The 14,385-nt window shown below is 44.6% G+C and carries 14 protein-coding genes; all 14 read left to right on the top strand.

Annotated features, from left to right (window positions below):
- Positions 1-93: 93 nt before the first annotated feature.
- The 14 genes from U6B65_11665 (at position 94) to U6B65_11600 (ending at position 14,384) form a co-directional block, all read left to right on the top strand.
- Positions 94-267 (top strand): DNA-binding protein, encoded by a 174-nt coding sequence (locus U6B65_11665; protein WRS26979.1) that lies wholly within the window; start codon positions 94-96, stop codon positions 265-267.
- Between the two features lie 60 nt (positions 268-327).
- Positions 328-1,002 carry a response regulator transcription factor gene (locus tag U6B65_11660; protein ID WRS26978.1) on the top strand — a complete coding sequence of 225 codons (675 nt, stop codon included), beginning with the start codon at positions 328-330 and terminating at the stop codon, positions 1,000-1,002.
- Positions 990-2,153 carry a HAMP domain-containing sensor histidine kinase gene (locus U6B65_11655; protein ID WRS26977.1) on the top strand — a complete coding sequence of 388 codons (1,164 nt, stop codon included), beginning with the start codon at positions 990-992 and terminating at the stop codon, positions 2,151-2,153. Before U6B65_11660 ends, U6B65_11655 begins: the two co-directional genes overlap by 13 nt.
- Before the next feature lie 61 nt (positions 2,154-2,214).
- Positions 2,215-2,889, top strand: coding sequence for an ABC transporter ATP-binding protein (locus U6B65_11650; GenBank protein ID WRS26976.1), 675 nt, complete (start codon positions 2,215-2,217; stop codon positions 2,887-2,889).
- A complete protein-coding gene (locus tag U6B65_11645; GenBank protein ID WRS26975.1) occupies positions 2,886-5,363 on the top strand; it encodes an FtsX-like permease family protein in 2,478 nt (825 codons plus the stop codon). Before U6B65_11650 ends, U6B65_11645 begins: the two co-directional genes overlap by 4 nt.
- Before the next feature lie 482 nt (positions 5,364-5,845).
- Positions 5,846-6,259 carry a sigma factor-like helix-turn-helix DNA-binding protein gene (locus U6B65_11640; protein ID WRS26974.1) on the top strand — a complete coding sequence of 138 codons (414 nt, stop codon included), beginning with the start codon at positions 5,846-5,848 and terminating at the stop codon, positions 6,257-6,259.
- A 623-nt stretch (positions 6,260-6,882) separates the two neighbouring features.
- Positions 6,883-7,263, top strand: coding sequence for a type II toxin-antitoxin system PemK/MazF family toxin (locus U6B65_11635; GenBank protein WRS26973.1), 381 nt, complete (start codon positions 6,883-6,885; stop codon positions 7,261-7,263).
- Positions 7,264-7,278: 15 nt separating this feature from the next.
- Positions 7,279-7,650 (top strand): recombinase family protein, encoded by a 372-nt coding sequence (locus tag U6B65_11630; GenBank protein ID WRS26972.1) that lies wholly within the window; start codon positions 7,279-7,281, stop codon positions 7,648-7,650.
- Between the two features lie 11 nt (positions 7,651-7,661).
- A complete protein-coding gene (locus U6B65_11625) occupies positions 7,662-7,817 on the top strand; it encodes an SHOCT domain-containing protein (protein ID WRS26971.1) in 156 nt (51 codons plus the stop codon).
- Positions 7,818-7,941: 124 nt separating this feature from the next.
- Positions 7,942-9,516 (top strand): recombinase family protein, encoded by a 1,575-nt coding sequence (locus tag U6B65_11620; protein WRS26970.1) that lies wholly within the window; start codon positions 7,942-7,944, stop codon positions 9,514-9,516.
- A complete protein-coding gene (locus U6B65_11615; GenBank protein WRS26969.1) occupies positions 9,513-10,364 on the top strand; it encodes a recombinase family protein in 852 nt (283 codons plus the stop codon). Before U6B65_11620 ends, U6B65_11615 begins: the two co-directional genes overlap by 4 nt.
- Before the next feature lie 5 nt (positions 10,365-10,369).
- Positions 10,370-12,019 carry a recombinase family protein gene (locus U6B65_11610; protein WRS26968.1) on the top strand — a complete coding sequence of 550 codons (1,650 nt, stop codon included), beginning with the start codon at positions 10,370-10,372 and terminating at the stop codon, positions 12,017-12,019.
- Between the two features lie 183 nt (positions 12,020-12,202).
- Positions 12,203-12,382 carry a helix-turn-helix domain-containing protein gene (locus U6B65_11605; GenBank protein ID WRS26967.1) on the top strand — a complete coding sequence of 60 codons (180 nt, stop codon included), beginning with the start codon at positions 12,203-12,205 and terminating at the stop codon, positions 12,380-12,382.
- A 103-nt stretch (positions 12,383-12,485) separates the two neighbouring features.
- Entirely contained in the window at positions 12,486-14,384 is a 1,899-nt protein-coding gene (locus tag U6B65_11600) for a P-loop NTPase fold protein (protein ID WRS26966.1), read from the top strand.
- Position 14,385 lies beyond the last annotated feature (1 nt).

Genomic DNA, 14,385 nt, shown 5'->3' with positions numbered 1-14,385 from the left:
TGTAAGAACGAACATATATATACCGAACGAAGTGTTGATTTTATTCGCTTATGCGTATATACTGTAAGCAATATACATGGTGGAGGAATACAAATGCTTGATTATATATCTGTGCAGCAGGCTTCTGGCAAATGGGAAATCTCCAAGCGGAGAATACAAAAGCTCTGTGAAGAAAATAGAATTGACGGAGCGGTTCGCTTCGGTCGTGCTTGGGCAATCCCCAAGGATGCTCCAAAACCTGCAGACAAACGATTAAAGAAAACTTGAGGAAATCTTGAGATTTAGTTGAGATAATAAAAAGCATTCTGCGAAAGGAGGTTTGAAGATATGAGTAAAAAGATATTATTGGTAGACGATGAAAAAGGTATTGTCACCATGATGAAAAATTATTTTGAAATGTCAGGGTATTCTGTTTACACCGCATATAACGGAAATGAAGCATTACAAAAAGCGGCACATAATCCTGATATAATTTTACTGGATATCAATATGCCTGATATAGATGGCCTTACCGTCTGCCGGCGCATTCGAGAACATATTACATGCCCTATTTTATTTTTAACTGCCCGTATTGAAACGAACGACAAGATAAATGGGTTCAGTGCTGGCGCAGATGATTATATTGTAAAACCCTTTGACCTTGATGAATTAGGTGCAAGGGTAACAGCACACTTAAGGCGTGAAAACCGCAGACAGGAGCAGTCGACTGTTCGGTTCTTTGAAGATATGGCAATAGACTATTCCAAGAGGCAGGTTACTATAAAAGAATACGATGTTTTTCTTTCAAAAAAGGAATTTGATATTGTCGAACTTTTATCCATGAATGCAGGACAGGTGTTTGATAGAGAACGAATATACGATTTGGTGTGGGGACTTGATGGTGATGGGAATAGTGATACCATTATGGAGCATATTCGTAAGATAAGAGCAAAGCTTGCCGCACTTTCACTTCACAGCTATATTGAAACAGTTTGGGGGGTGGGTTATAAATGGAATGGTTGAAAAATAGAAGCTTAAAACAGTCATTTTTTGTAATTAGCGCACTCTTTTTGTGTGTTGGGCTGTTATTATCTGCCATATCCTTTGTGGCATGTGTGGAACTTCGAAGCAAGGTCGAATCATACCCTCAATATGAAATTACTGTAGATGAAAATGGCGAGATTGCTTCTTCATACCAAAACGCAACAACAGAAGAAAATAATCGTAATGCAAACTATTTATTATTCGATATTTTGCAATTTGCCCTGCCACTTTTCTTTGTGGTAGTATCATTGGTCTTGGCTGACATTACCTTTTATCGTATTAAGTTAAAAAAGCCTCTTGTTGTTTTACAAAACAGTGCCGACCGGATACGGAAGCAAGACTTGGATTTTACGGTAGAAAAGCTTTCAAGCGATGAACTTGGAGAACTTTGCGCCGCTTTTGAAACAATGCGCATAGAACTTCAATCGAATAACCAAGATCTTTGGAGACAGATGGAAGAACGAAAAAGGCTGAATGCTGCGTTCTCCCATGATTTAAGAAATCCTGTAACAGTTTTAAAAGGATGCGCAAAATTATTGGAGAAGAATTTGTCAGGTGAGAAACCGGATTATTCTAACATGAAAGAGTCCCTTTCTCTGATAACCCAGTACACTTCCCGAATAGAAACCTATGTAGAAGCAATGTCTACCGCTCAAAAAATAGAGGATTGGAACTATGCTCCGCAAGTTACACGCTGGTCGGTTCTTTTAAAGGAATTAGAACAAAGCATATCCTTTCTCGGCAATTATGAAAAAATAGAAATAAAGTTTACTTCCACAAGAGTTGATACTGAAGTATCTGTCGATAAGTCTATTCTTCAAAACGTAATCGAAAATCTTGTCAGCAATGCTTTAAGATATGCGGAAACAACAATCCAAATAAACCTGTCCTATGATACAGAAAAAATTATTGTATGCGTATCTGATGACGGAACTGGCTTTTCACCTGCGCTTCTTCAAAAAGGAATTCGCCCCTTTTTAAGAGATGATAACCGGGACGAGCAAGAACATTTTGGCATGGGACTTTATGTATGCTCCCTACTTTGCCAAAAACATGGAGGAAATTTAAAAGTAGAAAACATCCCAAACGGGGCAAAAGTAACCGCTCGTTTTTTAATTTTACAATCTTGAGAGATTTTTGAGATTTATATTTTACACTCTCCTTATAACAAAAATAAGGAGAGTGTTTTTTATGATAATTGAAGCCAAAGAAATTTCAAAGATTTATGGCAACGACGAAAACAAAGTTATTGCTTTAAACAAGGTTAACTTAGAAATTGCGTCCAGTGATTTTATATCGATTATGGGCCCATCGGGCAGTGGAAAAAGCACATTGCTGCATATTCTTTCGGGTCTGGATAAACCCACATCAGGCAACCTTTCTTATGACGGGAAAGAAATTTACAGCTTCAGTGACAAGGAACTATCTGCTTTTCGCAGACAAAGAATTGGTTTTATCTTTCAGCAATTTAATCTGCTTCCTGTTCTGACAGCAAAGGAAAATATCACCATGCCGCTGTTACTTGACAAGAAAGAGCCTAATGAAACATATCTGAAACGGCTTACGGATTTACTCGGCATCAGCGACCGATTAACCCATTTGCCCCATGAGCTGTCGGGTGGGCAGCAACAGCGTGTAGCCATTGCCCGTGCCCTGATTGCTGAGCCGGATATTATTTTTGCCGATGAACCAACCGGAAATCTTGATAGTAAAAGCGGCGGCGAGGTAATGGAAATGCTCAAAAATATACAGCACAAAATGGGAAAGACACTTGTGATTATTACCCATGATAACCGGATAGCTACAATGGCAGACAGGCAATTTGTTATTGTGGACGGTGTTCTCTCGGAGGTGACAGCGAAATGAAATCCTATCGTACCCTTGCATGGAAAGAACTATGGGCGCAAAAAGTCACCTCTATACTAATTTTAATTGCAGTGATTCTATCCACCATGATGACAACCGTAATTGGGCAGTCAATTGGTATTTTGAGTGCTATGCAGCAAAGCCAAGCAATTAATCTGAATGGAAATAGATATGCAACCTTGCATCAACTGACCAAAGAGCAGGCAAGTGAATTATCAGTAGATCCTCGTCTTGCTTATGCAGGCAGTGTTATTTCCATCGGAAGGGCAGATATAAAAAACAGCAAAATATCTGTTTTGCTTAGAGAATATATGGGAAACGCCCTTTCTGCTTATCCATCGGATTCACAGCTTGAAAGTGGAAAACTTCCTGAAAAGGCAGAGGAAATTGCCTTGCCACAAAACATCTTGGATATGCTTGATTTTCAAGGTAAAATTGGCGACACCATTTCCCTTAATCTTCACATCTCTCTTTTGAGAGATACCGAAGCTGGCTATGACTACACCCACGACTTTATCCTAACAGGAATTCTGAAATCAAATTATGTGGGTTATGTAAGCGGTACTGTTATGGGTATCGTCGGCACAGGTACATCAGAAAAAGTGCTGCCTGATAAGTATATGCTATACTCCATTGATATCCGCACGGCTGAGAAAAAGTCATTTCAAAAAACAATAGATGATTTGGCTTTACAGTACAACATACCGGAATACTGCATTCAATATAACGACACGATGCTTTCTGCGGTTGGAATTGAGTATAAATCGGAAGCAACCACTGAAACCGGATCGGGATTTTCTTATATGGCTTTGGCGGGTGTTCTGATTGGTGCGCTGGTTCTACTTGCGGCCGGACTGGTGGTCTACAATATTCTTAAAATTGCAGTCATAAAACGAGTCAAAGAATATGGTGTGTTAAGGGCAATTGGTGCTGAGAAAGGAAAGTTGTATCTTCTCGTTTCTTTACAGCTTGTGATTCTATGTGGCATCGGTATTCCGATTGGAATTTTGCTTGGATTATCCGCTCAGGGTGTGACAACAGCTGCAAGTGGCTTTTTCAATCCTGCTATCTTTTTAGCAAGCTCTGAAGCAGAGCTTGCAGCGATGATCGCTCAAAATGCGGGAAGCAAAACAGTCCCATTGTTAGTCAGTGCAGGAATTACAATTATATTTGCGCTGGTTTCTGCAATGCCTGCCGCCCGATATGCGGCAAAAGTATCACCCACAATTGCTATGTTGGGGCAAACAACCACCGTCAAACGGCGAAATAGAAAAACAAAACATATTCGCAATTTTGAAGCCTTTTATGCACGAATGAATATGAAGCGAAACCGAGGTAGAACAGCGGTTACTATTCTTTCTCTTGTCATGAGTATTACCGTATTCGTAGCATTGCAAAGTTTTTCAGGACTTTTGGATGTTTCTGACGATGTTCAGAAAATGCACCTTGGGGATTATTCCATGACCAGCCAAACCATTGGATTCTCTCCAGAAGAACTGGTAGAATTAAAAAATGTTTTGGGCATTCAGTCTATATCCACTTTAAAATACAGCCTGTATCAGCAGGATGAAAATGGAGAATTGAAAGATATCGAAACCTCTATCACGCCACAGCCGGGCGAAACGATGCAGATGATCGGTATTGACGGCGAAAGATTGAAAGGTTTAGTTCCTACACTTTCTGAATCAGATTTGCAAGCATTAACAAATGGTGCAGCATGTTTCATTCAAAATCCTATCCCCATTTCCTTTGGTGGGACAGAAGTAAAGAATACTGTCCTGTCGGTAGGCGATAATGTTGTAGTAAATGACACTTCTTTAAAGGTGGTTGGATTGCTGGATTCTCCTATTACGCTTGAAAATGAGGGATTTATCAATGGCATTCAGGTTGTAGTATCTGATACTGTCTACGATAAGATTACACAAAGACCTGGTTACACAGAGCTTTATCCAACACTTACACAGGATGCAGATCGTTCTTTCGTAGAACAGGCAGTACAAGAGCTTTGCAGTAAAAACGGCGGCACATGGCTTTCTTATGCAAACACAGATCAACAGCTTAAGGAAAGTTATGAACAAATCAGATTGCTGGCGTGGGGATTGATTTTATTTGTGGGATTAATTGGTATTCTAAACATCATTAACACGGTGTACACAAACATCCATACACGTATAACCGAAATCGGGGTTCAACGAGCTATCGGCATGAGTGCAGGAAGCCTTTATAAAACCTTTCTTTGGGAGGGGGCATATTACGGAATTATAGCTTCCATAATTGGAGCTATTGCAGGATATATTTGTACAATTTTCGTCAGCTCTGCTGGTACAGATACATTACAGCTCGTATCAATCCCACTCCTTTCCATTGCAGAAGCAGCAGTTATTTCAATTCTTGCCTGTTTAATAGCAACTTATATCCCGTTAAAGAAGATTGCTAAAATGAATATCGTGGAATCAATAGAAACAGTTGAGTAGCTTATTCTATATATTCGTAGTCAGTATCTTAATTAAATGCAATATGATGATTTGCAGTTAAGAGCAAACAGTTTGGTATACCCGCCGAATAAAAAAAACGGCGCTTTGGCGGGGCTTTCCCCATGCTCGAATATCTTTTACCATCCCTCCAAACCCGTAAAGTTTGGAGGGATTTCTTATGTGTTGGTCTTTACAGGCTACACCGCTGCGCATTTGCTGCAGCGACATTAAGCAATCTGCATAACCGCTATTTACATAGGTGATTCGTTAAAAAAAACCTGTGTTCCTCAGCGGATAACTATGCCCACCAACACGAACCATTAGAGCACATAAAACATGAAATATTATATAAGAGTGTACCAACGGACGGTCATGTCCATAGGTATGCTCTTTTTTTTCTGCACAGAATCATACCCCGGTGCCGGTCGCCGCCTCTTGTCCTTCGTTTTCAATCACATTTTGAAAATTTGGAGGACAAGCATATGTCAGAGAACAAAAAATATACCATCGTAGTAAAACGGCAGCGGGTAGAGGTCAGCGAGGCTATCTACCGTGCCTACCATAAAGAGCGTGAAGCAGAACGTTATCAGAATAAACTGATCCGCCAGAATGAGCTGTCGCTGGAACGGTTCCAAGACGATGGTGTCAACATCGATTACCTCATCGTCCGTGTTCAGCCGGATATTGTGGATAAGCTCATTCATCAGGAGCAACTGAAAACACTGTGGATTGCTCTTCAATCCTTGCCGGAAGATGAACGCTTCCTCATTGATAAACTGTTTTTCAATGATAAAAAGGAAGCAGATCTGGCAGCAGAACTATTGGTCACGCAACAGGCCATCAGTAAACGCAAAAAGAAGATACTGGACAAACTGAAAAAAATGATTGATTACTAATTTTTTCGGTTGTACGCCCCCTCACTTTTTCCTTTATAGAAGTGAGGGGGATTTTCTATCTCTCTCGTGTTCCTTGAAAAATACCGAAGCCATTCGGTCATATCCAGCAGCTTAAATACGTTAGCTGTTCAGCTCCGATGAGGGGAAAGCGACTTTGGAGGACACGCCAAGACCATCTGCGGATAGGTCAGAGCTATTCGTCAATACGATAGCATCAAAGGTGCCGAGCGAAAAATGTCCGTCCATAAAGCAATCCGTGGTGGATTGCCCCGCCATGACCTGAACAGCCTATAATGATACTTCTGCACAGCCACAGACATCGCAATGGGTGCAGCCGCCGGAGAACCCGGTGGGGGTGAGAGTCCCATGACAGCCAATAACCAAGGCTGGTTTAAGCTGACTGCCCAAAGGACGAAATCGTCCTTATACCGCAGGCGCTCTGCCTGTGGTGTTCTGCTTCGGGAAGTAGTGTCGAATAGAAGCAGCAGAAAACGAAGAACAAGAGTTTTGTTATATCAGAAACTATGAGGACAGCCGCCCTGCGGGTAACCCGGTCACAATCGGCGGCTGTCCTTATCCTTGTGGTATAACAATGATTTCGCAAAAAGGAGGAGGAATGTGAAATGCGTATCTACAAAGGCGATATGTTCTACGCCGATTTAACTCCGGTTGTCGGGTGCGAACAGGGCGGTATCAGGCCGATTTTGATTGTCCAAAACAATATCGGCAACCGCTACAGCCCTACCGTTATTGTGGCCGCCATCACCAGCCGCACTGAAAAAGGTCATCTGCCTACCCACATCCGGCTGTGCAGCCAGCAGTATGGCCTGCGGCAGAATTCTCTTGTGCTGCTGGAGCAGGTGCGAACCATTGACCGTTCCCGTCTGCGTGAGTACATAGGCCATTTGAGTGAACAACAGATGCAGCAGATTAATGAAGCCTTAGCCGTGAGCTTCGGTCTGGATGCCCTGCTGCCGGAACCTCAAATGAGCCTGCGCTTGTGAAAGGAGTAATTTTCTATGGATCAGAAATCCGCATGGATTTACTGCCGCATCGATGCGCCGGAGGATGTACATGGCACTTTGAAAGGGCAATATGAAAGACTGGAAACCTATGCCGCACAGATGGATTTTACGGTTATCGGTTCTTCTCAGGACTTGGGCAGCGGCCTGAACTTCAACCGCCCCGGCCTACAGGCCGTTCTGGAAGCGGCGAAAGCCGGGAGTTTTCAGGTTTTACTGGTGGATTCGGTGAGCCGAATCGGGCGGGATACGGCAAAGACAATAGAGTTTATTCAAACAATCAGCGGCTGCGGGATCAGCATTTACTCTCCGCTGGAGGGTGAAATCAAGCTCTCTGATTTTGCAATGCCGCCGTTTCAATTGCGATAGGAGGAAACGCTATGACGAAAACAGAACCGGTCAATGAAGTCCGTTATTTAATGGCGCACAACTTCCTCACCTATCTTCTGGAGCAAGGCAAAATCAGCCTTAAAGAATTTGAAATCGCAGATGGATTTGTGGTCGAAAAGTACAAGCCGAGGCTCCGGATTATTTAGTGAATTTTGTGATAGCTATGTCCGCATCTATGTGGTATCGTGTGTGCTAATACCTAAAAGGTATTGAACTCACACGAAAGGAGCCACCATACATGAAAACACGAAAACTAAAGGAGGTGCCGCCATGCCGCAGGTACAGGTTATTGAACCGGTAAACGCCATTTACCGCTATGCACCGCCCAAGCTGCGTGTCTGCGCCTACGCCAGAGTCAGCAGCGATTCCGCTGACCAGCTGAATTCCTTTTCCGTGCAGATGGAGCATTACACCTCTCTGATAGCCGGAAATGACGAATGGGAACTGGTGGACATTTATGCCGATGAGGGTATCACCGGAACCCGTTCAGATAAGCGAGAGGAATTTCAGCGGATGCTTTCCGACTGCAGAAAGAGCAAAATCGACCGCATCCTTGTAAAATCCGTTTCCCGGTTTGCAAGGAATATCCACGACTGCCTCTCCACCGTCCGGGAGCTGAAAGCCCTTGGCATCGAAGTGGAATTTGAGGAAGATGGACTCAAGACAGCGGACATGCACGATGAGATGATCATCGGAGCCTTCAGCTCCATCGCTCAGGAGGAATCCACCTCCATCTCCAACAATATGCGCTGGAGCTACGCCCGGAGGATGCAGAACGGCAGCTTCACTTGCTGCTGCGCCCCCTACGGATACGACCTTGTCGATAATATCCTGATCCCCAATCCCAAGGAAGCAACCGTGGTGCGCCGGATATTTGGAAGCTACCTCTCCGGCAAGAGCATGGATCAAATAGCAACCGAATTGAACGCCGATGGCATCCCTTGCAAGAATGGAGAGATAAAATGGCTGTATACCGCAGTCAGCTATATTCTCAAAAGTGAGCGTTACATCGGCGATGCCCTGCTGCAGAAATCCTACACCACCAATACCATGCCCTTTCAAACCAAGCGCAACAAGGGTGAGCGTGACCGCTATTACATCACCAGCTCCCATGAGCCGATCATCAGCCGGTCGGAGTTTGAGCAGGCGCAGCAGCTGATGAAAACCCGTAACGCCCTCTGCCCAAGCAAGGGTCGTGGCAGGCAGTATGCATTCTCACAAAAAATCAAATGCGGCAAATGCGGTATGAACTTCTCCCGCAGGGTGACCAACGGCAAAACCTATTGGGTCTGCCATAAGCACTTCCGCAGCAAGGAGCTTTGCGAAATCCGCCAAATCCGGGAAGATGCCATTATACAGGCCTTTATCCGAATGGTTAACAAGCTAAAACAGAATAGCCGCTATATTCTCTCCTCCGCCTTAACAGAGCTGATGGATCTCAAATCCAAAATCACCATGAGCGATGCAAAAGTCGGAAGCATCAATCAGGAAATAGCGGAACTCACCAAGCAGAGTCTGGTACTGAATCGTCTCAGGACGAAAGGTTACATGGACTCTGCTATTTTTATGCAGAAAAACAATGAAATCAATCAACAGCTCGACCTTTTAAAGCGCAACCGCCGCAGGCTGCTGGAAAGCGATGCGGACGATGAGATGATTTCCGACTGCAAGCTGCTGATTGAGCTAATGGAACAGGAAGCGCCGTACCTGACCGGCTTTGACGAAACTCTGTTTCACAGCATTGTCAATCAGATTGTCGTCACCGAGCAGGATAAACTGAAATTCTGCTTAATCGGTGGTTTTGCCTTTACCGAGCGGCTGCCAAAGGAGGTGCTCGGGCGATGAAGAAAAACCGATACCTTCCTTTCGGCTACCACATCCAAAATGGTGTGCTGTGCATCCATGAAGTGGAGGCCTCTGTGGTACGGCAGGTTTTCGAGGATTACCAAGCCGGAATGTCCTATCGCCGGATTGCCGAAAGCCTCACCGCCAAAGCAATCTCCTATATGGAGAACCGCACCGACTGGAATAAGCACAGGGTCAAGCGGATGCTGGAGAATTCACGCTACTGCGGCAGGGATGACTTCCCGCCGATTATCCCTGTCGATACGTTCGGGGCTGTGACCGCCCTGATCGGGCAGAAAATCCGAGGGGAGCCTTTATCCGAGGAACTGGACAGCATCCGCAGTAAGGCGATTTGTGGGGCTTGTGGAGCCAAATACAAAAGGGATGGCAGAAGCAAGAATTATGAAGCGTGGTGCTGCGCCGCCGAGGGGCGCATTACCCCCACGCGCATCACCGACCAAGCTCTGCTGGAGAGCGTAACAGCAATCCTGAATGCGATTATCAGCAATCCGAGCCTGCTGGAGCTTCCTTCACTGCATCGAGAGCATTATTCCCTTGATGTTGCCCGGACAGAAAACCAAATTAACCGGGAGCTGGAAAAAAGCGAGGTGGACAGCGACTACACCAAGCTGTTGATATTTGGCTGCGCCGCCGCAAAATATGAGGCCTGTGCCGATACGGAGCCGGAATACTTAACCCGCCAGCTGCTGGCGATATTCGAGAAACAGCCGCCGCTGGATGCCTTTTCAGTCGGACTATTTGAGGATACCGTCAAGCAAGTGGTCATTGATGCGGACGGCGGCCTGAGGCTGCGAATGATGAACGGAAAGCCGGTTGGAAAGGAGTAACCGCCATGCAAACACAGACTATAACACCTGTACAAAAAAGGGTCGATATAATCCCCGCCAATGTTCTTTTAACCAAGTCCAATGCAAGAAAGAGAAAGCTGCGTGTGGCGGCCTACTGCCGGGTCAGCACCGAACAGGAAGAACAGCAGTCCAGCTATGCCGCGCAGATTGCTTATTATACTGATAAAATCAGCAAAAACAAGGATTGGGAGCTTGCCGGTATTTTTGCCGATGAGGGCATTACCGGAACCAGCGCCAAAAAGCGCACTGAGTTTCTCAAGCTCATGTCACTGTGTGAAAAAGGCAAGATCGACATGGTGCTGACCAAATCCGTCTCCCGGTTTTCCAGAAACACACTGGATGCCATCGGGTATATCCGAAAACTCAAGGCAAAAGGCATCCCCATCATCTTTGAAAAAGAGGGCATCAATACGATGGAGATGGCCAGCGAAATGGCGCTGTGCTTCCTCAGCGGCTTTGCGCAGGCTGAGAGTGAGTCCATCAGCCGCAACGTCACATGGGGCAAGCGCCAGAGCTTCAAAAGCGGAAAGGTTCCCTTTCAATACTCCCGTATTTTAGGCTATGAAAAAGGCGAGGACGGTCAGCCCAAAATTGTGCCGGAGGAAGCAGAAATCGTCAAGCGGATTTTCCGGAACTATTACTCCGGTGCCAGCGTTCGGAAAATAAAGGAATCGCTGGAGGCAGACGAAATTCTCTCCCCCACCGGCAAGCAGGAATGGTCAGTTGGCGTACTGCAGTATATGCTCCGGAATGAGCGTTACATCGGCGATGCCCTGCTGCAGAAAACCTATGTGGTGGACTGCTTAACCAAGGAAACTCGAAAAAACAACGGTGAAATCCCGCAATATTATGTCACCGGAAACCATGAGCCGATTATTTCAAGGGATTTATTCAACCTTGTGCAGGAGGAAATTGTCCGGAGAGCCGGGAAGCGCAAGGTGGCCAAGAAAGCTGTGAAAACCGAAAAAGGAAAATACAGCAGCAAATATGCGCTGACCGAGCTTCTCTGCTGCGGTGACTGCGGTACGCAGTATCGCCGGGTCACTTGGGCGAGAAACGGCAAGAAAAAGGTGGTCTGGCGCTGCATCAACCGCTTGGAATACGGTACTAAATACTGCAAGGAATCCCCTACCATTGAGGAAAGCCGGTTGCACCAAGCTATCGTTACCGCCCTGAACCGGCTGGATGAGGATAAGGCCGATGTTATCGAAACCCTCAAGGCAGGCCTGCGGCTTGCCATCAGTTCACAGGAGGATGACAGCTTTAATGAAGCGGCTGTCCAAAACCGTATCGCCGAACTGCAGAGCGTAATGATGGATTTAGTGGAACTCAGCTCCAAATCCAGTGCCGGTGCGGATTACTTCGATACCAAGTTTGAGGAAATCGCTGCGGAGATAAAGGCACTGCAAGGGCAGCTTGGAGAGCATCAAGAGCAGACCATGCTCGCTCAAAACACGCAAGCCCGAATTCATGAACTGCTTTACACAATGGAACATATTGACCTTAGCGTAAAGGAATATCGTGATGATGTGGTCAAAGGGATTATCACCAAGGTGGTGGTTTTATCCGCAGACCGAATCCGAATCACCTTTGATAACAATATGGAAATGGAACAGGAACTGCCGAGTGAATAGAAATAGCAGGAAAAGCCGCCACAAAGCTGGAGGCGTTTCTCCTTTGGGCAGAATTTCTGATATTTCTCAATCTGTTTCACCATAATACTGTGAATATTTCCATAATTTACACAAATTCGATTGCTTTGTTCGCTGCTGCGATATATAATATATACAATATTTATTTGGCAAAGGAACGTTTTAATGGACTATATGACAGCGAAAGAAGCGGCGGAGAAATGGGCGATCACTCCACGCCGGGTGCAGGTGCTCTGCGCACAGGGCAAAATACCGGGTGCTGTTCGGTTTGGGGTTACTTGGGCAATACCTAAGGATGCGGCGAAGCCCAAAGATGGTCGGAGAAAGTATGTTGATAATCGTTGAATGATTGTCAAACTCTTTTCACCTTTTATTTATTGGTGAGGCTATGTAGTAATTTGGTACAGGTTTATATAGATAATATTGATTTGGAGGAGTGAAATACAATATGTGGAATGATGCTGAAACAACCCAAGATTTTCTTAACTTTTCTGTAATTGCCAATACGGTTGCCGAACTGATCTCTGAATCAGGAGCCAAGCCAATTTCTATTGGTGTTTCCGGCAGTTGGGGCGCTGGTAAATCGTCACTGGTAAAAATGATAGGTGAATCTTTAAAGCTGAAGGATAACGGCAAAGATGATAAAGAAAAAAATTATGTTTTTCTAGAATTCAACGCATGGCTATACCAAGGCTATGATGATGCCAGAGCAGCTCTATTGCAAGCTGTTTCGGACAAGCTTCTTGAAGAAAGCAAGAAACGTAGCGACATGGCAAAAGACCTTACCGGAAAAGTAAAAGGATTCATTAGTCGCATCAATTGGCTCCAAGTTGCAAAAATGGCCGTTCCGCTATCCATGGGTTTTGTGCCTGGGGGGGTCGCTGTTGGAGGGGTAGCATCTTTAATGGGTGCGATTACTAACCTTCTTCAAAATAAAGACGGCGAAGATGGAGCTGAAAAAAGCGAGGCGGTTAGCTCAGCATTCAATACCCTTGCGCCGGAAATGAAAGCACTGCTTAAAGAAAACTCGTCAAAATCGACACCGCAACAAATAGAGAAGATTCGTGCTGAGTTTGCTGAAATTCTTAAAGAGCTAAACATCACACTGGTTATCTTAGTAGATGACTTGGATCGCTGTTTGCCTTCAACGGCTATTTCGACACTAGAAGCAATGCGGCTTTTGCTTTTTGTGGAGAGGACAGCATTCATTATCGCTGCCGATGAGCAAATGATACGAAACAGCGTAAAGGCGCACTTTGCTGATGTGGAGCTGTCCGAAGGCTTGGTGACAAGTTATTTTGATAAATTAATTCAAATTCCTTTGTCTGTCCCGCATTTAGGCGTTGCAGAAGTAAAAATATATCTTGTAATGTTATTTGCTGAATTGCTGGAGAGAAGAAGTGAGATAAAAGATGGCACTTGGGAGAAAGTTAAAGCTGATTTGCTGACTTTGCTGTCTAACGCTTGGCAGGGAGGCATCTCTAAGGCTAAAATTGAAGGAGTTTTCGATAGTGACTCCATCGGCAAAATGCAGGAGTATATAGATATGGCAGAGCAACTTGCTGGAATTATGGTTACTGCTGAACATATCAATGGAAATCCCCGGCTCATTAAACGCTTTTTGAATAATTTAATAATAAGGGACAAGGTGGCTCGTCTTAATGGCATGTCGCTTGAATTGAGCGGACTTGTCAAGATGCAACTATTTGAACGTTGCGCTTCACCTGCTGCGTTTGAATCTCTCGTTAAAAAATCCGTTGAATCAAAAGATGGAAAGCTGGTTTTTCTCCAAGAAATAGAAGCTAAATTAGAAAGCGGAGAGGATTACGAGCCTGAGGATGCAAACTGGAAGACCCCATTCATTACCGAATGGCTAAAGCTTGAACCGAAACTTGGGAATATGGACATTAGGCCGTTATTGTATTTGAGTCGAGATAAGTCACTATCTTTAGCCGCTTATGATGAGCTCTCTCAGAAGGCCAGCGAAATCTTTACTGCGTTAACCGCAGTAGACAAAGATATACTTAATGAACTAGTGGAGAGGATTAAAGATATTGGAGAAAGTGAAGCTGAGAAATTATTAACGAGACTAGGACGGAGAGGTAGTGGAAACCAGTGGGATAAGAAAAATCTTATTGCCATATTGCATATTACCGAGGCTTACCCAAATTTAGGATGTAGGCTAGTCAATATATTAGATACAATTCCGCCACAAGCTCGGAAAGCGTCTTTCATTCCACTCCTTCGAAACAAAACCTGGGCATCAGAAATGCTAACTAAATGGCAAAAAGATTCGGATACGCCTCAACCCGTAAAGACTGCTATTGCGCCGAAAGGAGGAAAATAAA

Source organism: Oscillospiraceae bacterium MB08-C2-2 (genome assembly GCA_035621215.1).
Classification (GTDB): Bacteria; Bacillota; Clostridia; order Oscillospirales; family Ruminococcaceae; genus WRAV01.
The sequence above is the reverse complement of the archived record's forward strand: the minus strand, read 5'-3'. Positions and strand labels throughout refer to the sequence as shown.